This is a genomic window from Chromobacterium sphagni (genome assembly GCF_001855555.1).
Taxonomy (GTDB): domain Bacteria; phylum Pseudomonadota; class Gammaproteobacteria; order Burkholderiales; family Chromobacteriaceae; genus Chromobacterium; species Chromobacterium sphagni.
The window spans coordinates 295,926-318,238 of record NZ_MKCT01000017.1 but is presented as its reverse complement, the minus strand read 5'-3'; the positions used below and the strand labels follow the sequence as shown (position 1 = coordinate 318,238).

The 22,313-nt window shown below is 65.2% G+C and carries 21 protein-coding genes; 11 read left to right on the top strand and 10 right to left on the bottom strand.

Annotated features, from left to right (window positions below; translation table 11 throughout):
* Positions 1-6 precede the first annotated feature (6 nt).
* Both ccoG and BI344_RS09735 read left to right on the top strand, forming a co-directional pair.
* Positions 7-1,440, top strand: coding sequence for a cytochrome c oxidase accessory protein CcoG (gene ccoG / locus BI344_RS09740; RefSeq protein ID WP_071112744.1), 1,434 nt, complete (start codon positions 7-9; stop codon positions 1,438-1,440).
* Positions 1,441-1,443: 3 nt separating this feature from the next.
* On the top strand, positions 1,444-1,974 hold the full coding sequence (locus BI344_RS09735; RefSeq protein ID WP_071112743.1) for a FixH family protein: 531 nt from the start codon (positions 1,444-1,446) through the stop codon (positions 1,972-1,974).
* A gap of 249 nt (positions 1,975-2,223) precedes the next feature.
* Here BI344_RS09735 and BI344_RS09730 read toward each other — a convergent pair whose 3' ends face one another.
* Complete coding sequence (locus BI344_RS09730; RefSeq protein ID WP_071112742.1) at positions 2,224-2,556, bottom strand: hypothetical protein; 333 nt, start codon at positions 2,554-2,556, stop codon at positions 2,224-2,226.
* A gap of 3 nt (positions 2,557-2,559) precedes the next feature.
* On the bottom strand, positions 2,560-3,036 hold the full coding sequence (locus BI344_RS09725; RefSeq protein ID WP_071112964.1) for a YbaK/prolyl-tRNA synthetase associated domain-containing protein: 477 nt from the start codon (positions 3,034-3,036) through the stop codon (positions 2,560-2,562).
* Positions 3,037-3,179: 143 nt separating this feature from the next.
* On the opposite strand from BI344_RS09725, the gene BI344_RS09720 reads away from it, so the two are divergent.
* The gene (locus BI344_RS09720; RefSeq protein WP_139166941.1) at positions 3,180-3,398 is read left to right on the top strand and encodes a hypothetical protein; all 219 of its coding nucleotides are present in this window, start codon (positions 3,180-3,182) and stop codon (positions 3,396-3,398) included.
* On the opposite strand, the gene BI344_RS09715 is transcribed toward BI344_RS09720, so the two are convergent.
* The gene (locus BI344_RS09715; RefSeq protein ID WP_071112740.1) at positions 3,373-4,761 is read right to left on the bottom strand and encodes a tryptophanase; all 1,389 of its coding nucleotides are present in this window, start codon (positions 4,759-4,761) and stop codon (positions 3,373-3,375) included. The two genes, BI344_RS09720 and BI344_RS09715, sit on opposite strands and share 26 nt — an antisense overlap.
* Before the next feature lie 605 nt (positions 4,762-5,366).
* Between BI344_RS09715 and BI344_RS09705 the strand changes: the two genes are divergently transcribed.
* The 5 genes from BI344_RS09705 to BI344_RS09685 all read left to right on the top strand — a co-directional run bounded on the left by BI344_RS09705 (position 5,367) and on the right by BI344_RS09685 (position 10,629).
* Entirely contained in the window at positions 5,367-6,743 is a 1,377-nt protein-coding gene (locus BI344_RS09705) for a peptide MFS transporter (protein ID WP_071112738.1), read from the top strand.
* A 135-nt stretch (positions 6,744-6,878) separates the two neighbouring features.
* Positions 6,879-8,348, top strand: coding sequence for an ArnT family glycosyltransferase (locus BI344_RS09700; RefSeq protein WP_071112737.1), 1,470 nt, complete (start codon positions 6,879-6,881; stop codon positions 8,346-8,348).
* Between the two features lie 17 nt (positions 8,349-8,365).
* Positions 8,366-9,379 carry a glycosyltransferase family 2 protein gene (locus tag BI344_RS09695; protein ID WP_071112736.1) on the top strand — a complete coding sequence of 338 codons (1,014 nt, stop codon included), beginning with the start codon at positions 8,366-8,368 and terminating at the stop codon, positions 9,377-9,379.
* Entirely contained in the window at positions 9,376-9,765 is a 390-nt protein-coding gene (locus tag BI344_RS09690) for a GtrA family protein (RefSeq protein WP_071112735.1), read from the top strand. Before BI344_RS09695 ends, BI344_RS09690 begins: the two co-directional genes overlap by 4 nt.
* Before the next feature lie 54 nt (positions 9,766-9,819).
* A complete protein-coding gene (locus BI344_RS09685; RefSeq protein WP_071112734.1) occupies positions 9,820-10,629 on the top strand; it encodes a ChbG/HpnK family deacetylase in 810 nt (269 codons plus the stop codon).
* Positions 10,630-10,635: 6 nt separating this feature from the next.
* Here BI344_RS09685 and BI344_RS09680 read toward each other — a convergent pair whose 3' ends face one another.
* The gene (locus tag BI344_RS09680) at positions 10,636-11,310 is read right to left on the bottom strand and encodes a TIGR01621 family pseudouridine synthase (RefSeq protein ID WP_071112733.1); all 675 of its coding nucleotides are present in this window, start codon (positions 11,308-11,310) and stop codon (positions 10,636-10,638) included.
* Positions 11,311-11,391: 81 nt separating this feature from the next.
* Complete coding sequence (locus tag BI344_RS09675; protein ID WP_071112963.1) at positions 11,392-11,871, bottom strand: acyl-CoA thioesterase; 480 nt, start codon at positions 11,869-11,871, stop codon at positions 11,392-11,394.
* 98 nt (positions 11,872-11,969) lie between these two features.
* On the opposite strand from BI344_RS09675, the gene BI344_RS09670 reads away from it, so the two are divergent.
* A complete protein-coding gene (locus tag BI344_RS09670; RefSeq protein WP_071112732.1) occupies positions 11,970-12,680 on the top strand; it encodes a putative metalloprotease CJM1_0395 family protein in 711 nt (236 codons plus the stop codon).
* Positions 12,681-12,684: 4 nt separating this feature from the next.
* On the opposite strand, the gene BI344_RS09665 is transcribed toward BI344_RS09670, so the two are convergent.
* On the bottom strand, positions 12,685-14,913 hold the full coding sequence (locus tag BI344_RS09665) for a heavy metal translocating P-type ATPase (RefSeq protein WP_071112731.1): 2,229 nt from the start codon (positions 14,911-14,913) through the stop codon (positions 12,685-12,687).
* Between the two features lie 226 nt (positions 14,914-15,139).
* On the opposite strand from BI344_RS09665, the gene BI344_RS09660 reads away from it, so the two are divergent.
* Entirely contained in the window at positions 15,140-15,646 is a 507-nt protein-coding gene (locus tag BI344_RS09660; protein ID WP_071112730.1) for a Cd(II)/Pb(II)-responsive transcriptional regulator, read from the top strand.
* A 72-nt stretch (positions 15,647-15,718) separates the two neighbouring features.
* On the opposite strand, the gene BI344_RS09655 is transcribed toward BI344_RS09660, so the two are convergent.
* Both BI344_RS09655 and BI344_RS09650 read right to left on the bottom strand, forming a co-directional pair.
* A complete protein-coding gene (locus BI344_RS09655) occupies positions 15,719-16,402 on the bottom strand; it encodes an LrgB family protein (RefSeq protein ID WP_071112729.1) in 684 nt (227 codons plus the stop codon).
* Positions 16,392-16,835, bottom strand: a complete 444-nt coding sequence (locus BI344_RS09650) for a CidA/LrgA family protein (protein WP_071112728.1) — start codon at positions 16,833-16,835, stop codon at positions 16,392-16,394. Before BI344_RS09650 ends, BI344_RS09655 begins: the two co-directional genes overlap by 11 nt.
* A 104-nt stretch (positions 16,836-16,939) precedes the next feature.
* Here BI344_RS09650 and BI344_RS09645 point away from each other — a divergent pair, with 104 nt between their 5' ends.
* Positions 16,940-17,830: a LysR family transcriptional regulator gene (locus BI344_RS09645; RefSeq protein ID WP_071112727.1), complete on the top strand. Its 891-nt coding sequence runs from the start codon at positions 16,940-16,942 to the stop codon at positions 17,828-17,830.
* 285 nt (positions 17,831-18,115) lie between these two features.
* On the opposite strand, the gene rlmB is transcribed toward BI344_RS09645, so the two are convergent.
* Both rlmB and BI344_RS09635 read right to left on the bottom strand, forming a co-directional pair.
* Positions 18,116-18,865, bottom strand: coding sequence for a 23S rRNA (guanosine(2251)-2'-O)-methyltransferase RlmB (gene rlmB, locus BI344_RS09640; RefSeq protein ID WP_071112726.1), 750 nt, complete (start codon positions 18,863-18,865; stop codon positions 18,116-18,118).
* A gap of 62 nt (positions 18,866-18,927) precedes the next feature.
* Positions 18,928-22,197: a bifunctional diguanylate cyclase/phosphodiesterase gene (locus tag BI344_RS09635; RefSeq protein WP_241499297.1), complete on the bottom strand. Its 3,270-nt coding sequence runs from the start codon at positions 22,195-22,197 to the stop codon at positions 18,928-18,930.
* Positions 22,198-22,313 lie beyond the last annotated feature (116 nt).

Genomic DNA, 22,313 nt, shown 5'->3' with positions numbered 1-22,313 from the left:
AACGATATGTCAGACTCGTTGAAGAAAATTCCGATCAAGGTTGAAAACCAGGGCAAGGACACGGTAACCGTCCCGCTGTACGAATCGCAGCGGAAAATCTACCCGCGCGCGGTCAAGGGCCTGTTCAACAATTTCCGCATCCTGTTCGTGGTCGCCACCCAGCTGCTGTACCTTGGCCTGCCATGGCTACAATGGAACGGCCGCCAGGCGGTGTTCTTCGACATGGTGAACCGTAAGTTCTACCTGTTCGGCCTCACCGTCTGGCCGCAGGACTTTGTCTACCTGGCTGCACTGCTGATGTGCTGCGCCTTCGGACTGTTCACCTGGACCACCATCGCCGGCCGGCTGTGGTGCGGCTATTCCTGTCCGCAGACGGTGTACACCGAGATCATGCTGTGGATAGAACAATGGGTGGAAGGCGACCGCGGCAAGCGCATCAAGCTGGACGCCGCGCCGATGAGCCTGGCCAAGCTCAGGCTGAAAACCACCAAGCACGCGCTGATGCTGGCCTTCAGCCTGTGGACCGGCTTCACCCTGGTCGGCTATTTCACGCCGATACGCAGCCTGGTGGCGGCCATCCCCAGCTTCGGCTACGGTCCGTGGGAAACCTTCTGGATGTTCTTCTACGGTGGTTTCACCTATCTGTTCGCGGTATTCATGCGCGAGCAGGTGTGCAAGTACATGTGCCCGTACGCCCGCTTTCAGAGCGTGATGTTCGACGCCGACACCCTGATCATTTCCTATGACGAAGCCCGCGGCGAGGCGCGCGGCGCGCGCAAGAAGGGCGCCGACCCGAAAGAGCTGGGCCTTGGCGATTGCATCAACTGCAGCATCTGCGTGCAGGTATGCCCGGTCGGCATCGACATCCGCAACGGTCTGCAATACGAATGCATAGGCTGCGCCGCCTGCATCGACGCCTGCGACGACGTGATGGACAAGATGAATTACCCGCGCGGCCTGATCCGCTACACCACCGAGAACGCGCTGGAAGGCAAGTATCCGGAAAAGGACATTCCGTCTCGGCTAAGGCGGCCGCGGGTGGTGATGTACGTCCTGGTGCTGGCCATCGTGTTCAGCGCTGCCGTCACCTCTCTGGCGCTGCGCAAGCCATTCAAGGTGGACATCATCCGCGACCGCGCCTCGCTGGTGCGCGAAACCGACGAGGGCTGGCTGGAAAACACCTACATCATCAAGATCATCAACACCACGGAACAAAGCCAGCGATTCAGCATCACAGCCAATGGCCTGCCCGGCATCCGCGCCAAGGCGGAGCAGGCGGAAGTGCGCGTCGGCGCCACCGAAACCGAATCCGTCACCGTGCACGTGGAGGCCGACCCGCAATACGCGACCAAGGGCAGCCACCCCATCCGCTTCGTGATCGAATCCCTCAACCATCCTTCCCTGCGCGTGGAAGAAAAGTCCAGCTTCATCGGAGAGTAACGCATGCAGCACACCGCCCGCCCGCCCCGCCCCTGGTACAAGGAACCCTGGCCGTGGATTCTGTTCGGCATCCCGCTGGCGTCCATCATCGTCGGCATATTCTTCCTCGCCGCCGCCATCAAGTCGGACGACGGCCTGGTGACCGACGACTACTACAAAAAGGGCAAGGCCATCAATATGGAGCTGCGCCGCGACAAGGCGGCCGACCAGATGGGGCTGTCCGGACAACTGATGCTGGGCAGCGACGGCCGCAGCCTGCGGCTGGTCACCAGCAGCAAGGCGCGGCTGCCGGATACCATCTCGCTGCGCATGATCCACCCGGCGCAGGACGATTTCGACCTGGACGCCGAAATGACCATGGCCGGCCCCAATCTATACCAAGGCATCCTGCCCAAGGCCCCGGTCAACGCCAACCACTGGTATATCCAGTTGGAAGACCACGCCAAGACCTGGCGCATCCAGGGCGAATGGAAACCCGCCGACGGCCCGATGGTGCAGCTGGGCCAGCCGAGGCTGGAGCCGGCCGCCAACTAAGCCGACCATGAAGACGGCCCGCCGACTCGGGCCGCCTTCACTCAGGCCACCATGCGCACCCGGCTGAGTACGCAAGCTACACTAGCCGCGAACGGATGAGAGCCTGCCCAGCTGCGCCGATCCACAGTCAACCATGACTACCGCGCTGCGCTGCGCGCCGTTGAACGCTATCGGCTGCCTGGACGAGATGGACGTCTATCTGGCGCAGTGCGGCTGGATCGACTTTTCCAGCGTCTGGCTGGAGCCGGGCTAAACGCCTGGCGCAGCGTGGTACGCCAGCCACCAGCTTTCGCGGCAGGCGTTGTCGAAAGTCTTCTGCATCGGCGAAATGCCGGGCGACTCTCCCAACTCCAGCACCTGATAGCCGATCCAGCATTCGGCGCAAGCCAGTTCGCCGGGATAATCGTCCTGCTCCACGCTGCGCTGTATCACCACGCCGTTGGCGAAGCGGTAGACGCATTCCTCCAGACTCACTTCGCAATCGCGCTCGCGCCAGCGTCTGGCGTGTCGCTCGCGCCCGAGAATCCGCGGATTGTCGCCTCCCGCCAAAATGGCGTGCGCGTAAAGAGCCAAAGTCTCCATGACTTACTCCGCAATCGCGCAGATATCGGCCAGCATGGGCTGGGCGAGGCGGCGGTAATCGTCGCCGTTCAGCACAATGGAGGCGTCCAGCCGGCCGGCGTTGAAAGCAATCTCGCCGTAGCGCGCCAGCAACTGCCGGTCCACTACCAGCCGGATGGCGGGATCAAAGCTGAACGGCGGAATCGAACCGATCGCGCAGCCGGTGGCCTGCTCGGCGTCGGCCGCGTCGGCCAGCTTGACCTTGCGCGCGCCCACCGCCGCCGCCACCTTGTTGAAATCGACCCGCTCGTCGCCCGGCAGCACCGCCAGCACGAACTGGCCGGGCGCGTCCCTCACCCGGCACAGCATCGCCTTGGCGCCCTGCCCCACCTCGGTGCCGCGGATTTCCGCCACCTTGTGCGAATTGCCCTCAGCCGGATGCGCAATCACCCGGTAGCGGGCGCCTCCCTCCGCCAACAGCCGCTGCAAACGCTCAAACATGTCCATCCCCTTTCCTCTCCCGGCTATCGTCCGGACCACCCGATAAACATGACGCCGAGCCACCGCAAACACAAGCCGGCCGGCGCCGATATTTTGCCTGCCGCCAGCGCGGCGGCTAGATTGTTGTCCATGCTTCTACGGTGATGCCATCCTCATGGGCGGTGGGGTCGTCGGGCGTGAATATCCTGGAGCCGTGGACCAACCGCGTCAACAGCGGCCAGGTCAACAAACACGCCATCACCATGGCGGCGCAGAACGTCTTCAATACGATAGGCGACGGCGCCTTCAGTATGCGCATCCGCAAGCCGGCCTTCGGCAGCGGGACCGGGCGGGACGCTATGCCGGCCGGAGCCGCGCCATGAAATGGCGCAGTATCGGCGGCTCGTATTCAAACCTCAGGCCCCTGACCGCGCTGGCGCGCTTTTTCACCTCGATCAGGCAGTCGGCGATGTAATCCATATGGTCGTTGGTATACACCCGGCGCGGAATGGTCAGCCGCATCAACTCGAAAGGAGACGGCTCCTGCAGCCCGGTCTCGGGATTGCGCCCCAGCAGCAGGGAACCGATCTCCACCGCCCGTACCCCGCCCTCAAGGTACAGTTCGCACGCCAGCGCATGCGCCGGGAAACGCTCCGGCGGGATCTGCGGCAATAGCCGCGCGGCGTCGACGAACACCGCGTGGCCGCCGGTCGGATACTGGATAGGCACCCCGCCCTCGCGCAGCCTTTCGCCCAGATAAGCCACCTGGGCGATGCGGTAGCGCAGATAGTCTGTATCCAGTCCTTCCCGCAAGCCAATCGCCAGCGCCTCCATGTCCCGCCCCGCCAGCCCGCCGTAGGTGACAAAGCCTTCCATCGGCACGCAGTTCACCTGCACCGCGCGGAACAGCGCCTCGTCGTCCTTGAAACAGCACAGGCCGCCGATGTTCACCAGGCCGTCCTTCTTGGCCGACATGGTGAACATGTCGCCATGGGAGAACATCTCGCGCGCGATGGCGGCGATGTCGCCGCCGGCATAGGCCGGATCGCGTTCGCGGATGAACCAGGCGTTCTCGGCGAAGCGCGCGGCGTCGAGCACCAGCGGAATCCCATTGGCGCGCGCCAGTTCGCCGACAGCGCGGATATTGTCCATCGCCACCGGCTGGCCGCCGGCGCTGTTGCAGGTAATGGTGACGATGATCGCCGCCACATTGGCCGCGCCTTCCCGCGCAATGACGGCAGCCAGCCGCCGCAGGTCGAAATTGCCCTTCCAGTCGTAAGGCGTGGCGGTATCCAGCGCTTGGTCGGTCAGCACATTGGCGGCGCGGGCGCCGGCCATTTCGACATGGGCCTTGGTGGTGTCGAAATGGTAATTGGAAAGGAATAGCGGTTTGTCGCCACGGCAACGCTTCACCAGTTCCGGGAACAGTATCTGCTCTGCGCCGCGGCCCTGATGGGTGGGAATGGTGTGGGCGTAGCCGAACAGCTCCTGCACGGTATCGGCCAGATGGAAGAAGCTGCGGCTGCCGGCATAGGCCTCGTCGCCGGTCATCAGGCCCGCCCATTGCCGGTCCGACATCGCGCCGGTGCCGCTGTCGGTCAGCAGATCGATATACACGTCTTCGGATTTGAGCAGGAAGGGATTCCAACCCGCTTCCTCCAGGGCCTGGCGGCGGTATGGCGGCGTGGTCTGGCGGATGGGTTCCACCATCTTGATGCGGTAGGGCTCGGGTATGCGTCGTGCCATGGTTCGACTCCTGGTGCGCGCGCGGTCCGACTGGCCACAGGCGCGGCCGCGCCGGGAAGACGCAAACGTTCGCATTGCAATGGGTGCGGCAAGGAAGCGGAGCGGGGAAGGCGATCAGGCGTGGGGGAAATCGAACGTCAGGATGATGTCCAGCGTGTACCAGTTGGGGCGCGGGCCCCCGTGCGGGGTCTGCGCCGGGCAGGCATGGGACGGGATGTTCATCGCGGCACCTTGGAAGCCATTGGCGGGAGTCCGGCCCGAATGATGGCTACGGGCCTGTTTGTCAACATAGCGCTGCCCGGCGGAACATTCAACAGCGGAATATCGATACAAAAGACATATTGACCAATCAATTGTATACAGTAAACGATGAACATCATGAATAAAACGCATGGCAATCGGCAAAATCAACTATCAAAATTCATCAAAAAAACAAGGTAAATGCTCTAAATATTACAATGTAATTAATAATTCGCTAAAAAAATTTTCACATCTCAACATTTAGCCGATATGATCTTGCGCTGCCTACAAAATCCAAGGCATACATAAAAAACAACAACATCGCTCGTTAAGTGATGTCTCAAGTCACACAAGGAAAAATCTCTATGTCGACACAATCGCATCCCAGGGGGCTCTACCTGCTCTTTGTGACCGAGATGTGGGAGCGCTTCAGCTACTACGGCATGCGCGCCATCTTCGTGTTGTTCATGCTCAAGGCCCTGTTGTTCGACAAGGCCCACGCCGCCGACATCTACGGCACCTACACCGGCTTGGTGTTTTTCACTCCGCTGATCGGCGGCTACATCGCCGACCGCTACTGGGGCAACCGCCGCTCCATCCTGACTGGCGGCGTGCTGATGGCCATCGGCCAGTTCATGCTGTTCTTCTCCGGCTCTTTGCATGAGACTAATGTCGCCACCGCCTCCTGGCTGCTGTACGGCGGCCTGGGAATGCTGATCGCCGGCAACGGCCTGTTCAAGCCCAACATCTCGTCGATGGTGGGCCAGCTGTATGCGCCGGGCGACAAGCGCGTCGACTCCGCCTTCACCATCTTCTATATGGGCATCAACGCGGGTTCGCTGATCGCGCCGCTGGTTTGCGGCACGCTCGGCGATACCGGCAACCCTGCCGACTTCAAGTGGGGCTTCATGGCAGCCGGCTTCGGCATGCTCCTGTCCTTGGTCATCTTCAGTCTGTTCAAGAACAAGTATCTGGTGACGCCGACCGGCGCGCCTATCGGCCTGGCGCCCAAGCGCCATCACGACAGCGGCGAGAAAGTGGTGCACACGCCGCTGACCAGCGTCGAGAAGCAGCGGCTGGCGGTGATCCTGATCGTGTCCGCCTTCGTGATCTTCTTCTGGTCCGCCTTCGAACAGGCAGGCGCCTCGCTGACCTTCTTCGCCGAAGAACAGACCAACCGCAACCTGCTGGGCTTCACCGTGCCGGCATCCTACTTCCAGTCCATCAATCCGATCTCGGTGGTGATCTTCGCGCCGCTGTTCGCCTGGATCTGGACCAAGCTGGGCAACAAGGGCATGGAGCCGGCGTCGCCGACCAAAATGGCGCTGGGCCTGTTCTTCCTGGCCATCGGCTATCTGGTGATCGCCTTCGGCGTCGACGGCCTGCAGCCCGGCGTCAAGGTGAGCATGCTGTGGCTGGTCAGCCTGTACATGCTGCACACCTTCGGCGAGCTGTGCCTGTCGCCTATCGGCCTGTCGCTGGTGGTGAAACTGTCGCCTGCCCGCTTCACCGGCCTGATGATGGGGGTCTGGTTCCTCTCCTCCGCCGCAGCCAACAAGTTCGCCGGCACGCTGTCGGAACTGTATCCGGACCCGACCAAACCGGTGCCGCATTTCCTGGGCTACGCCATCAACAATCTGCACGACTTCTTCATGCTGTTCGTGCTGATGGCCGGCGCCAGCTCCCTGGTGCTGTTTGCGCTGGCCTCGGTGCTGAAAAAGATGATGCACGGCCGCCAATAAGCCCGCGCCGCTGCAGACAGAACGCCACCTCCTCCCCGAGGTGGCGTTTTTGCGTCCGCGCCGGGAAGACGCGGCCAGCGGTCTGTGATAGCCTTGCCGCGAACCGAACATTCAGCTTTGACAACAAGACTCTGCATGAAAAACGCTGCAACCTCCTCCTGGAAAAAAACCGCCGGCTATGTGCTGCTGACGCTGCTGGCCATCCGCCTGCTGGCGCTGTGGGCGATCCCGCTCACAGACACCACCGAGGCGCGCTACGCAGAAATCGCCCGCAAGATGCTGGAAACCGGCAACTGGGTGACGCCGCTGCACGACTACGGTGTGCCGTTCTGGGCCAAACCGCCGCTGTCCACCTGGCTGTCCGCCGCCAGCATGGGCTTGTTCGGCGTCAACGAGCTGGCCGCGCGCCTGCCCGCCCTGCTGCTGTCCTTGGCCGCGCTGTGGCTGACCGCTGGCCTGATGCGCCGCCGCCATGGCGGCGAAGCCGCGCTGGCGACCACGCTGCTATTGGGCGGCGGACTATTGTTCTACGGCGCGGCCGGCACGGTGATGACCGACCCCTCGCTGCTGTTTTGCGTCACGCTGAGCCAGGTGGCGTTCTGGCACGCGATGCAGGGCGGCGGCCGCGCCTGGCGCTACGCCTTCTTCGCCGGCCTGGGCCTGGGAATGCTGGCAAAGGGCCCGCTGGCGGTGGTGCTGGTGGGCATGCCCATCTTCTTCTGGGTACTGATCCACAACCAGTGGAAAGCCCTGTGGCGCGAGCTGCCGTGGATTTCCGGCACGCTGCTGGTTGTCGCCGTCGCGCTGCCCTGGTATGTCTGGGCGGAAATCCGCACGCCGGGCTTCCTCAACTACTTCATCATGGGCGAACACGTCAGCCGCTTCCTTGACTCCGGCTGGAAGGGCGACAAGTACGGCTTCGCCCACGCCACGCCGCGCGGCATGATCTGGCCGTACGCCTTCGGCGCCCTGTTCCCCTGGTCGCTGGCGATGCTGGTCTGGCTGGCCCGCAATGTCCGCCGCCTGCCGGCCCTGTGCCGCGGCGGCAGCGACGACGGCTGGCTGCTGTACCTCGCGCTGTGGACGCTGATGACGCTGCTGTTCTTCACTCTGTCCGGCAATATCATCTTCCCGTATTCGCTGCCGATGCTGCCCGGCGCCGCCCTGCTGATGGCGGAGCTATGGCAACGCGGCCGCGGTCCATCCTCCGGCTCCGCATTGCCCTGGCTGGCCATGGTCTCGGGCATCCTGATACTGGTGGCCGTCGGCCTGCAGTGGCACGACGGCGCGCGCTATTTCCGCACCCAGAAGCCGGTGATCGCCGCCTGGAAGCAACAGCAGCCTCAGTCCGACGCCATCCTGATCTACTGGGACAGCCGCCGCGAGTTCTCGGCCGAGTTCTACAGCCAAGGCAAGGTGCGCACCACCGCCAAGCCCGAGGCGTTGGCAGCGCTGCTGGCATCCCATCCAGGCAGCTTCATCGCCACCGAGCAGCGCGACTACGCCAGCCTGCCCGCGCCCATCGCCGCCGGTTACGCCAGGGTGGGCGAATTCGCGGTGATGAAGGACCACATGCTGCTGCTGCGCCCCGCCGGCAGCAACTGAACGCCCAGGACCTAACCATGACCGACACTCGCCAACCCGGCTTCGTCCCGCCCTATCTGCTTGAGCTGCACGCCGCCGAGCGTCCGCTCGACCCGCTGGTCAGCTGCATCATCCCGGCCTACAACGAGTCGGAAAACATCGTGCCGATGCTGGAGACGCTGCACCGGCTGCTGAAGCAGCACAATCTGCGCCACGAACTGGTGGTGGTGGACGACGGCAGCCGCGACGACACCGTGCCCAAGGTGCTGGAGGCCGGTCAACGGCTACCGGTGACGCTGATCCAGCTGTCGCGCAATTTCGGCAAGGAGATCGCCCTCACCGCCGGCATAGACAACATCGCCGGCGACGTGGCGGTGCTGATAGACGGCGACTTCCAGCACCCGCCGGAAATGGTGCCGGTGTTCCTGGAGAAGTGGCGCGAAGGCTACGACATGGTGTACAGCGTGCGCGCCAACCGCGACAACGAAACACTGGCCAAGCGCGCCTTCACCCGCGTGTTCTACGCGCTGCTCAACAGCGGCGCGCCGCTGAAGATTCCGGAAAACACCCAGGATTTCCGCGTGCTGGACCGCAGCATCCTGGATGCGCTGCGCCAGATGCCGGAGCGCAACCGCTTCATGAAGGGCCTGTACAACTGGGTGGGCTTCACCCAGCTGGCGATGGAAACCCAAACTCAGCAGCGCCGCGCCGGCAAGAGCAGCTTCAACTTCCGCAGCCTGCTCGGCCTGGGCCTGACCGGCCTGACCGCCTTCTCCAATATGCCGCTGCGCATCTGGACACTGGTCGGCTGCGTCATCTCGATGCTGTCGATAGGCTACGCCATCTGGGAGTTCATCCACACCATGCTGTACGGCAACCCGGTCAGCGGCTGGCCGACGCTGGCGGTGGCGGTCACCTTCCTGGGCGGCGTGCAATTGTTGTCGATAGGGATATTGGGCGAATACGTCGGCCGCATCTTCAACGAGGTGAAGGGCCGCCCCACCTATCTGATCAGCCGCATCAGCAAGCCACGGGATGGCCAGCGGGCATGACGCGGCAACTGTTCTGGTTCGGCGTGGTGGGGGTGTCGGCAATGCTGCTGCACTTCATGCTGGTGGCGCTGGTGATGGTGCCGCTGGGCCTGCCGCCGCTCCTCGCCAACGCGCTGGCCTTCCTGGCGGCGTTCCAGCTCAGCTACTGGGGCCATCGCCGTTTCACCTTCGAGGCAGGCCACGTGCCACACCGCCAGGCGCTGCCGCGCTTCTTCGGCGTGTCCTGCCTGAGCTTCTGCGTCAACGAGGCGATGTACTTCCTGCTGCTGCGCTTCAGCGCGCTGGATTACCGGCTGTCGCTGTGCATCGTGCTGTTCAGCGTGGCGGTGCTCACCTTCCTGCTGGGCAAGCTGTGGGCCTTCGCCTCCGCCCCTCAAACAAATTAACGCCTGGCATGCCGGATCACTAAACTTTCCGGCACGCCGCTGGTCGTACTGTTCATGACAAAACGATTGACACTCTGCGCCGACGACTTCGCCCAGTCCGGCAGCATCAGCGCCGGCATCCTGCAATTGCTGGACGCCGGGCGCCTGTCCGCCACCAGCGTGATGAGCCAGTCGCCGCACTGGCCGGCGCTGGCCGGCGATCTGAAAGCCCGCGCGCGCCGCGCCGACATCGGCCTGCACTTCAATCTGACCCACGGCTTCGACACGCCGGCCAAGCCGCTGTCGCACTGGTTGATGAAGAGCCAGTTGCGCCAGCTGTCGCAGCCGGCGTTGCGGGACGAGGCGCTATCGCAGATCGACCGCTTCGCCGAACACTTCGGCCAGCTGCCGGATTTTGTCGATGGCCACCAGCATGTGCACGCGCTGCCGGTGATACGCGACGCCTTGTTCGACGCCATTCTGCGGCGCTGGCCGCAGGGTCAGCGGCCCTATCTGCGCGCGCCGGACAAGCTGGGCCACCCCGGCGACAACCGGCTCAAGTCGCTGATCCTGCGCAGCGTCTGCATCAATTTCAACGAACAGGCGCAGGAGCACGGCTTCGCCACCGCGCCATGGTTCGGCGGCATGTATTCGCTCAGCCCGCAGGCCGACTTCGCCGGACTGATGCAGGCTTGGCTGGCCCGCGCGCCTGACCAGGCGCTGATCATGTGCCATCCCGGCCTGCCGGCGAGCGATGCCGAAGACCCGATCGCCGCCAGCCGCAGCCGCGAGTTCGACTACCTGATCAGCGACGCCTTCGGCGAGCACTGCCGCCGGCACCAGGTGGAAATCGGCCGCTTCCAGCCGGCCGCCGTCGCCGCCTGAGGCCGATCAGGCCCTGGGCCAGGACAGCTCCCACGGCGCTGACAGGGTGTCCAGCAGCTGCCGGCAGGCTGCGCCGGTGAAATGCTCCCCCTGCCGCGGCGGGCAGACGAAGCGGAAATCTTCGCCATCCAGGCTGAAACGCAGCGCGTAGGCGTGCAGATAGCCGCGGTCGGCCGCGCTGCCGCCATAGAGAACATCCCCGAGTATCGGCGCGCCCTGCGATTTGAGCGCCACCCGCAGCTGGTGGGTTTTGCCGGTGCGCGGCCGCAGCAGAAAGAGCCTCACGCCCGGCTGCAGCGAGTAGCTGAAAAACTGGGTGAGCGCCGGATTGTCCTGGCTGGCCAACAGGCGCCACGCCCCGCCGCGCCCCTTGGCCATGTCGCCGCTCACCCTGCCCTGCTTCTTCAGCGGCTTGCGGTCGGACAGCGCCAGATAGTATTTCTCCACCTCGCGGCCGGCCAGCGCCTCGCCCAACTGCCGCGCGGTTTCGGCCGAGCGCGCCACCAGAATCAGCCCGGACGTGATGCGGTCCAGCCGGTGCACCGGCCACAGCGCCGCGTCGCCCAGCCCGGCGCGCAGCGCATCCATCAGGCCGTCCTCCTCGCCTTCGCGGTGGAAGCCGACGCCGGCATGCTTGTCGACCAGGTAAAAGCGGGGATCTTGGTGTATCAGGGTATACATGGGAGGGGAAGGCGGAAAGGCAAACGCCGATTGTAGACCAGGCCCCGCCTCCGGAACAGGCCGGCGGCGGAGCCTCCCGGCCTAGCCTATGGCGTCCTTGCGCTGCTGCATCTCGATGCGCAGTTGCTTGCGCATTTCCGCGCCGCGGAAACGCCGCTGCTGGTCCGGCGTATCCAGCGCCAGGGGCGGCACCGCCACCGCCTTGCCGTCCTCGAACGCCACCATGGTGAAATAGCAGCTGTTGGTGTGCCGCAGGCTGCGCTGCTGGATGTTTTCCGCCACCACCTTGATGCCAACCTCCATCGAGGTGCGGCCGACATGGTTGACGCTGGCGAAGAAAGTCACCAGCTCGCCGACATGGATCGCCTGCTTGAACAGCACCTGATCCACCGACAAGGTCACCACATAGCGACCGGCGTAGCGGCTGGCGCAGGCGTAAGCCACCTGGTCCAGCAGCTTCAGCAGCACGCCGCCGTGCACGTTGCCGGAAAAATTGGCCATGTCCGGCGTCATCAATACCGACATCACCAGCTCGCGCTGTCCCTGCGCCTGTTCATTCATTTCGTTCTCCAGCATGATTTCCATGCGGACATTCTGCCACGCGCGCTGGAATAGCGGGCAAGCGCTTCTATACTGAAATGTTAGAAGGAAATCCGGCCATGTCCATTTCCAGCGTAGCCAGCGCCGGCGGCAGTTACGGCATCAGCATGCACGGCCCCAATTGCCAATGCCCTGCCTGCCAGCAATTGCGCGCCCAGGCGGCCAGCATCCCCACCACATCCAGCGGCGGCAACGATGGCTCCGGCAGCCAGGCCGTGGCCGGCGGCAGCGCCAGCGGCAAAAGCGGCAACGACGCCGGTTCAGGCTCCAGCGGCGGCAACGGCGCGCAGAACAGCAATCCCGCGACGCCCAAAACCCCGGACGGCAAGCCGCTGAACGCCGACCAGCAAAAACAGGTGGCAGAACTGAAGGCGCGCGACACCGACGTGCGCCGCCACGAAGCCGCCCACCAAGCGGCTGGCGGCGCGCTGGCGGGCGCGGCCAGCTTCACCTATGAACAGGGGCCTGATGGCAAGCAGTATGCGATAGGCGGCGAAGTCAGCATACGGGTCAGCCAGGGCAATACCCCGCAGGAAACCATCCAGAACGCCCAGACGGTGCGCACCGCGGCTCTGGCGCCGGTCGACCCGTCCGGCCAGGACCGCGCGGTGGCGGCGGAGGCCTCGCAGATGGAACAGCAGGCGCGGATGCAGCTGCTGCAGCAGCAAAGCGGCAACCCAAACCTCAGTCCGCTGCAGAAGGCCCAGCAGGCCAGCTCCCCGTCGGACAGCCAGACCAAGCCCGGACAGAACGTGGACACCTACGCCTGAATCCTCAGGCCTTCACCTTGCCGGCCAGCCGCAGGCCGTTGCCAATCACGATCAGGCTGGTGCCGACATCGGCGAACACCGCCATCCACAGACTGGCGATGCCCAGCATGGCCAAGACGAAAAACAGCAGCTTGATACCCAGCGCGATGGCGATATTGGCCTTCAGCACCCGCGCGGCGCGGCGCGCGTGAGAGATCAGGTCGGCCAGCCGTGACAGCTTGTCGTCCATCAGCGCCACGCCCGCCGTCTCCAGCGCGCTGTCGGAACCGGCCGCGCCCATCGCGATGCCCAGGTCGGCGCGGGCCAGCGCCGGCGCGTCGTTGACGCCGTCGCCCACCATCGCCACCTTGCCGCTCTGCTGCAGGCGCTCGATATGGCGCAACTTGTCCTGCGGCAGCAGGCCGCCGTGAGCCGCGCCGACGCCGGTCAGCCTGGCCACCGCCTGCGCCACCTGTGGGCTGTCGCCGCTGAGCATCACCGTCCCCACACCCATAGCGTTCAGCCGGGTGATGGTGGCGGCCGCTTCCGGCCGCACCTTGTCGGCCACTGCCAGCACGCCCAACGCCTGGTCGCCCTCCAGCAGCACCAGCGCGCCCTCGCCGGCCACCTCCAGCGCCTGCAGCGTCTGCTCCAGCAGCGGCGACAGCGCGCCCTGCTCGTCCGCCAGACGACGGCTGCCCAGCTGCAGATGGCGCCCCGCCACCTTGCCGCTGACGCCGCGTCCTATCAGTTCGCTCACCTCGCGGGATTCCGGCGCGCGGATGCCGCGCTGCGCGGCGGCATCCAACACCGCGCGGGCCAAGGGGTGGGTGGAATGGCTGTCCAGCGCCGCCGCCCAGGCCAGCACCGTGTTCTCGTCATTGCCCGCCAGCGGCATCACCCGCGTCAGGCTGGGCTGGCCCAGCGTCAGCGTGCCGGTCTTGTCCAGGCATACCGTGTCTATGCTCGCCGCCATCTCCAGTGGCGCGCCGCCCTTCACCAGCAGGCCATGGCGCGCGGCGGAAGCCAGCGCGCTCACCACCGTCACCGGGGTGGCGATCACCAGCGCGCACGGGCAGGCGATCACCAACATCACCAGCGCGCTGTAGATGGCCTGGTGCCAGAGCATGAAGCCCAGCGTCGGCGCCAGCAGCGCGAACAGGATGGCCAACGCCAGCACCACCGGAGTGTAGCCGGCGGCGAAGCGGTCGATGAAGCGCTGGGTGGGCGCCTTGCTGGCCTGCGCGTCGCGCACGGTGGCGATGATGCGCGACAGCACCGAGCCGGAAGCCGCGGCGCCGGTCTCCACCTCCACCACGCCGGCGCCGTTGATGCTGCCGGCAAATACCGTATCTCGCGGCCCCTTGTCCTTGGGCAGGCTCTCGCCGGTGATCGGCGCCTCGTCAAAGCTGCTGTGGCCGCTGACGATGCTGCCGTCCAGCGGCACCCGCTCGCCCGGACGTACGCGGATGCGGCTGCCCACCGCCACCTCGGCCGCCGCCACTTCGCGCCAGCCGTCGCCGCTGGCCACCCAGGCGGTTTCCGGCGCCAGCGCCATCAGCGCCCGCACCGCCTCGCCGGCGCGCGACAGCGACATCGCCTCCAGCCTTTCCGCGATGGAAAACAGGAACAACACCATCGCCGCTTCCGGCCACTGGCCGATCAGCATCGCGCCCATCACCGCCACCGACATCAGGAAATGGATGTTCAAGGTGCGGCTGGACAGCGCGATCCAGCCCTTTTTCAGGGTGGGAATGCCGCCCAGCAGGATGGATGCCAGCGCCAGGCCCGCCACCAGCGGCTGGCCGTCGCCCAGGCTCCAGGCCGCCCCCTCGGCAGCCGCCGCAGTCAGGCCGGACAGGACCAGCAGCAGGTTGGCGCGGCGCGAAGCCACCACCGGGGCCGCGGCCTGCTCGCCGCCAGCCAGCTCCACCGCCTGCATGCCCACCTTGGCGATGGCGCGCTTGACCTCGTCCAGGTGCGGCAGGTCGTGCTGCAACAGCAGCACCCGCTCGATGAAATTGAATTCCAGCGCCACCACGCCGTCGATGCCGGACAGCGCCTTCTCGATCAGCCTGGCTTCGGTCGGGCAGTCCATCGCCTGGATCTGCAGCCGCGAATGATGGGCGCCGGCGCCCTGGCCCAACTTCACCCGGCCGGGCAGGGCGGAACCGCTGCAGGACGCGGCGTGAGCATGGTCATGGCGGTGATCGTGCGCATGGCCATGGCGGTCTTCGCCATGCCCCCCCCGCAAGCGTGGCCATGCCGGTGCGCATCGGCCGGCGCCAGCCCCAGCTGGGACTCCGCCCGCACCGCGCAGCAATCTCCTCCGCCAGCTTTGTGTCCGGCGTGGTGTTCGTGCGGTTTCATCGGCTTGCGGTAACGCGTCGCGCTTGACATATGCGCCTCCATTGATAGTCTGGGCACATTGCACACCCTGAAGTGACTACAGGGTCAAGCGGATTGGATAGGGAGGCATCATGTTGATCGGAGAACTGTCGCGCCAGACCGGCTGCGAAGTGGAAACCATACGCTACTACGAGCGCGAGGGACTGCTGTCCGAGCCGCAGCGCTCCGCCTCCGGCTACCGCCGCTACACCGCGGAGCAGCTGGGCGAGTTGAACTTCATCCTGCACTGCCGCTCGCTGGGCATGTCGCTGGCCGACATCCGCAATCTGGCGGCGTTCAAGGCCGACCACCAGCACGACTGCGAAGACATCAACCAGCTGATAGACCAGCAGATCGCCAAGGTGCATCAGCAGGTGGAAGCGCTGCGGCTGCTGGAACAGCAGTTGTTGGCGCTGCGCGACAAATGCCACGACAGCCATCCGGCCGCCGATTGCGGCATTTTGCAGACACTAGTGGAAGCGGCCGAAGGCTCGCCCTGCGTCTGCCACACGCCGTTCGGCCAGGACAACCATGGCCACAGCCACGACTTCGACCACGCGGGCAAAAAAAATGGCCGACCCCACAAGGGCCGGCCCTAATCAACGCTCGTTTTGGGGAGGAGAAACCCACCGGCCACCACCCCACCGGTGGCCAGCTCACAACAAGAACCGTTAAATCCAATATCCAATCAAGGGCGCGGCGAACACCGTGGCCACGCCGGCCAGCATCATGGTGAGGCTGGCCACCACGCCCTCTTCCGCTCCCAGCTCAGCGGCCTTGGCGGTGCCGGCCGCATGGGCCGCAGCGCCGAACAAGGCGCCGCGGGCAAGCGTAGAACGCACAGGCAGCACCGCCAGCAGCAGCTGTCCCACCATCATGCCGAACACCCCGGTCACCACCACGAACAAGGCGGTGAGGTCGGACGAGCCGCCCAAGGTGTGCGAAGCCGCCAGCGCGAACGGCGTGCTGATCGAACGTGGCGCCAGGCTTTTCTGCGTCAGTTCGGACAGATCCAGCCAGCGCGCCAGCCACACTGAGCTAAACACCGCCACCGGCACCGCCGCCAACACGCCGCAGCCCAGCGACAGCCAATGCTTGCGGATCAGCGCGCGCTGCTCGTAGATCGGTATCGCGAAAGCCACCGTCGCCGGCCCCAACAACCAGGTCAACCAGCGGGTATCGGCGAAATAGGTGTGGTAGGGCACGCGGGCCAACACCACCAGGCCGATCACCAGCAGCGGCACCGCCAGTATCGGTGTGCTCCACCAGCTGCGGGTTCTCAGGTAATACTTTTTCACCAGCCCGTACAGCACCACTGTGAGTACGAACGAGACCAATGCAATTTCATGCTCCATGGACTTCCGCCTTCAGCTGCGCCTGGCGATTGCTGCGGCGGCGCCGCAACATCAGTTCCAGTCGGTAGCAGCGGTCCACCACCAGCGCAGTCACCGCCATCACCAGCACGGTGGACAGCGCGATCACCAGCACGATGCGCGGCCCGGAACTCAACACCAGCTGCGGATACTGCACCACCGCCACCACGGCGGGAATGAAGAACAGCAGCATCTCAGCCAGCAGCCAGCGCGCGCCGTGCTTGAACCATGTCAGCGGCAACAGGCGCGACCACAACCCGGCCAGCACCAACAGCATGCCCAGTACGCCGGCAGGCATGACGGGCAGGAAACGCTGGCTCAGCTGGCTGGCCGCCAGCCACACCAGACTCAGCAGCAACACCTGGCTGAAGGTCTGCAGCAAGGGCGCGAGGCGGTGAAACAGGCGGCTGGCCATGATCGGCTTCCATCAAAACTTAGGAGTTGTGCAAAGTATAACCAGCCGGCATTCATTCTAAAAATGAATTAAAATTATCGATATGATTCCAAATAGGAATGCACATGGACATCCGCGCGCTGCGTTACTTTGTCGAACTGGTGAAATGCCAAAGCTTCACCAAAGCCGCCGAGGCGCTGTTCGTCACCCAGCCCACCATCAGCAAGATGGTGAAGCAGCTGGAGGAGGAGCTGGGCATGCCGCTGATCCTGCGCGAAGGCCGCAGCTTCCGCCTGACCGACGCCGGCCGCGTCACCTACGAGCGCGGCCTGGACGTGCTGTCGGCGATGAACCAGCTCAAGCACGAGCTGGCCGACCTGGCCTCGCTCAGCAGCGGCGAGCTGGTGGTGGGTTTGCCGCCCATGGTGGGCGTGGCCTTCTTCGCGCCGGTGGTCAGCCATTTCCGCCGCCGCTACCCGCAGATCGAGCTGAAAATGGTGGAAGACGGCGCGCTGGGGATAGAAAGCCGCATCAGGAGCGGCGATCTGGAAATCGGCGTGGCGGTGCTGCCGGTGGACAGTCAGGTGTTCGACCACTACTCGGTGGTGCGCGACCCGCTGTGCCTGGTGGCGCCGGCCGGCTCGCGCTGGCATGGCCGCTCGCTGGTGCAGCTGACCGACATCGCCGACCAGCCGCTGGTGCTGTATCCGGACGACTTCACCCTCAGCCGCCGCATCGGCGACGCTTTCCGCGAGCTGGGCAAGCCGCTGAACATCGTCGGCCGCAGCGCGCACTGGGACTTCATCGTGGAGCTGGTGGCGGCCAATCTGGGCATCACCCTGCTGCCGCGCTGCATCGTCAGCCGCCTGAATCCGGAGCAATACGACGTGATCCCGCTGTACGACCCCAAGCTGTACTGGCATCTGGCGCTGATCTGGCAGCGCGGCGGCTACCTGTCGCACGCGGCGCGCGCTTGGCTGGCGTTGACGCGGGACGTGCTGGGCGGGCAGGAATAGGAAGAAATCGCGTCATTGGAAAAGCTAAATGGCTGGCATGGTCAGTCAGCCGCCACCAGTGCCCCGACCCGTGCCGGTAAACCGGGATTCTCGGGATGCGGCGGCCACCTAGGGTTGCAAGGGAGCTGACGGGACAGCTCCCTTGCCCGCCCGGCGGACGGAACCGCCGTGTAAATCATCGTCCGCGCAGCGAACTCCACCCTGGTTTGAAAACAGAACGAAAAATGCCCTGCACCCGAAATCGGTTAATGGCATGGCAATGCGTTAAACACTAGCAGCTCCGGCTCACCCTTGCGCCTTGACCACCCGCTGGCGGCGGCTTTCCGCCAGCACCATGCCGGACGACACCGACACGTTGAGGCTTTCCACAGTGCCGAACATCGGGATGGACACCAGCGCGTCGCAGTGCTCGCGGGTCAGCCTGCGCATGCCTTCGCCTTCCGCGCCCATCACCCAGGCCAGCGGACCGGCGGCTTCAAAATGGTAGAGGTCGGTATCGGCCTCCATGGTGGTGCCGGCGATCCACACACCGTGGTCCTTCAGTTCGCGCAGCGTGCGCGCCAAGTTGGTGACGGTGATGTAGGGCACCACTTCGGCGGCGCCGCAGGCCACCTTGGACACGGTGGCGTTCAGCGTGGCGGAGCGGTCCTTGGGCGCGATCACCGCGTGCACGCCCATCGCGTCGGCCACGCGCAGGCAAGCGCCCAGATTGTGCGGATCGGTGACGCCGTCCAGAATCAGCAGCAGCGGCGGCTCGGACAGGTTTTCCAGCACGTCGTCCAGATCCACGTAATTCATGCTGGCGTCTATCATCGCCACCACGCCCTGGTGGCGCGCGTTGCCGCTCATGCTGTCCAGCCGTTCCTTATCGACGATGTGCAGCTTGACTTTTTCCTCGCCCGCCTTGTCCAGCACCGCCTTGGCGCGGGCGTCGTGGCGGCCGCCGGCCAGCCAGATTTCCAGCAGGCTTTTCGGGTTCTGCCACAGGCGGGCGTTGATGGCGTGGAAGCCGTGTATCAGGCGTTTGTTGCTCATGGCGGGGGGTTCTCGATTCACAATCCCGCCATTTTAGCGCCAAGCCGGCCCCAGGCCCAGCTTCACGCCGGAATACCGGCCATCTCGTCCCGGCGCTGCCAGCCGAGCGCCAGCGCGGCGAAGTCCGCCGCCGGCAGCGGCCGGCTGAAATGGTAGCCCTGCAACGTGTGGCAGCCCTTGCTCTGCAGAAAAGCCGCCTGCTCCTCGCTCTCCACTCCTTCAGCCACCACGTGGAACTTCAGCTTCTTGGCCATCGCCAGTATCGCCTCGGCGATGGCGGCGTTGTCTTCGTCGGCCGGCAGGCCATCGACGAAAGACTGGTCTATCTTCAGCGTGTCCAGCGGGAAGCGCTTCAAATGAGACAGCGAGGAATAGCCGGTGCCGAAATCGTCGATCGACAGCCACACCCCCAGCGCCTTCAGTTCCGACAGCAGACTCACCGCCTCGCCCGGACTCTGCATGATCATGCTCTCGGTGATTTCCAGCTCCAACCGCTCCGCCGCCAGGCCGGCGGCCTGCAGCGCGCCGGCCACCTTGGCCGGCAGCGAGGGCTGGCCGAACTGGCGCGGCGACAGGTTCACCGCCAGCCTGGGCACCCTCACCCCCTCGAGATCCCAGGCCGCCAGCTGACGGCAGGCCTCGTGCAGCACCCAGTCGCCTATAGGCTTGATCAGGCCTGTTTCCTCCGCCAACCCGATGAAGCGCACCGGCGGCACCAGGCCCAGCTGCGGATGGCGCCAGCGGATCAGCGCCTCGGCGCCCTCCAGACTGCGGCTGTCCGCGCCCAGCTGCGGCTGGAAGTGCAGTTCGAACTCGCCGCGCTCCAGCGCCATGCGCAGACCGTTTTCCAGCAGCAGCCGCTCGAAGGTCTGGGTGTTCATGCCGATGTCGAAAAACTGGTAGGTGTTCTTGCCCGAATCCTTGGCGCGGTACATCGCCACGTCGGCGTTCTTCAGCAGGGTGCGCGCGTCCTGGCCGTCATGCGGGAACACGCTGATGCCTATGCTGCCGGTGATGAACACCTCGTGCGCCTCCAGGCTCAGCGGCCGGCCCAACTCGGCCAGGATGTCGCCGGCCATGTCGGCCAGCTGCTTGTGCTTGTCGAAGCCGGTCATCAGCAAGGTAAACTCGTCGCCGCCCAGCCGCGCCAGCAGGCCGCGCTCGCCAACCACCCGCGCCAGCCGCAGCGCGATCTCGCACAGCAGCTGGTCGCCGGCCTGGTGGCCGAAGGAGTCGTTGATCAGCTTGAAGCGGTCCAGATCGATGAACATCACCGCCAGTTGGCCGCCCTGGCTGGCCATTTGCGCCAGCGCCTCGTCCAGCCGCGCGGTGAGGCTGCTGCGGTTGGGCAGCCGGGTCAACGGGTCGTGGTTAGCCAGGAACTGTAGCCGCTCCTCGGCCTCCTTGCGCTGGGTGATGTCGGAGAACACCGCCACATAATTGGACAGCTGGCCGTCCTCGTCGCGTAGCGCGGAAATCGATAGCTCGGCCGGATACCATTCGCCGTTCTTGCGCCGGTCCTGCATCTCGCCCTGCCAGTGGCCCAGCGTGGCCAATGCCTGCTGCATCGCCTCCCGCTCCTGCTGCCCCAGGCTGAAGATGCGCGAAGGCTTGCCCAGCGTCTCGTCCTCGCTGTAGCCGGTGATGCGGGTGAAGGCGTCGTTGACGGCGATGATGCGGGCGCCGGCATCCAGGATCAGAATGCCTTCGGCCGAATTCTCGAACACCTTGGCCGCCAGCCTGAGGTTGGTATCGGCCAGCAGGCGCTCGGAGATATCCATCACCACGCCGATGATCGCCTTGCGCCCCTCCAGCTCGAACAGGCGGCTGTGCACCTCCATATCCACCAGCACGCCGTCCTTGCGCAGCGCGCGGGTGGAGTAGTGCATCACCGAGATATTGTCGCGGAAGCGGCGCAGCAGTTGCTGGCGCAGCCGGTTGGCCTCGCCCGGCATCAGCACCTGGCTCATGCTCATGCCCACCAGTTGCTCCTGCTCGTAACCCAGGATTTCGGCCAGCTTGGGATTGACGTAGACCAGCCGCTCGTCCTGCAGGATGTAGATGCCCACCAGCGACTGTTCCACCAGCGCCAAGTAGCGCTCCTCGGCTTCGCGCTTGGCTTTCTGCTCGCGCTTGCTCAAGGTGATGTCAGTGTCCACGCTGCCGACGCCGGCGGGCCGGCCATCGGCGTCGAACAGCGGAAACTTGGAAGCCAGCAGATAGGTCTCCAGGCCGTTCAGGCTGAAATGCTCCTCGAACTGGCGCGGCGACAGCAGGTTGAGCACCTGCTGGTCCTGCTCGCGTATCTGCGCGGCGTCGGCGGCGTCGAACACGTCCTCCGGCCGCCACCCCAGCAGCGACTGCGCGGACACCCCCACTCGGCGCGCGTAGGCGGCGTTCACCAGCAGGTAACGCCCGTCCATGTCCTTCAGCGACATCATGGTGGGGCTGTTGTTGACCAGCGACTCTATCCGCGCCTGAAAGGTCTTCAGCGCCGCTTCGTCAGTGCGGTGGCCGTCCATCAGGATCGCCACCAGCAGGCCGGAAACATTCAACGCCAGCGCCAGCAGCAGATCGGTGGAGGCGTTGCCCATGCCGGCATGCAGCGGCCAGCCGGGCGACAGCGCCGCCAACGACAAGGCCAGCGTCACCATGCCGGCGGTCAGCGCGGCGCCGCCCAGGCCGGTACGCCAGGCAGCCCACAGGATGAAGGGGAAATACAGCAGCTGGCTGGGAATGTTCAGCGCCGCGCCGCAAGACAGCTGCAGCGACACCCCGCCTGCCACCAGCGCCAGAATCAGCGCCAACTCGATGCGCAGCGCCGCCGCCATCCGCCGCGGCACAGGCCAGGCCAGCGGCGCGCACAAGAACAACGCGGAACTGACCGCCGCCCAGCACTGCCACGACCACGACCAAGGCGCCATTGCCTGCCCGCTGGCCAGCCAGGCATAACCGCCCAGCAGCAGGGCCACCAGCAAGGCCGGATAGGCGATCAGAGTCAGCAGCAGGCGGCGCAATTCGCCCGGTGTGGCGGGACGCGCGCGCGCGCGCAGCAGGCCGCCCAGGCGCAGGCCGGGCAGAAGCAAAAACAAGGAGCCGGCCAGCGCCAAGGCCCAGACCGGCGAGGCCAGCTCGCCCGCCAGCAACAGCGCCGCCAGCGGCCACCACCAGCTGCGCCGCGCGCCGCGCGCCAGCAGCTGCCAGCAGAACAAGCCATGCGGCGCAAAACTGGCCAGCGACAACATCGCCTGCGGACTGCGCGGCCACAAAGCCACGCAGGCGGCGAATCCCAGGAAAACCAGCAACTCCTCCACCCAAGGTGTGGTCCTCACGCTCCCATCCTTCATTTCTTGTCGTCCGGTTTTCCGGATCTTGCTGATAGCTGACGCATGACAGACGCCGGCGACGGCGCCTGGGGCTGCATTATTCTTTTTACTGATACCACATT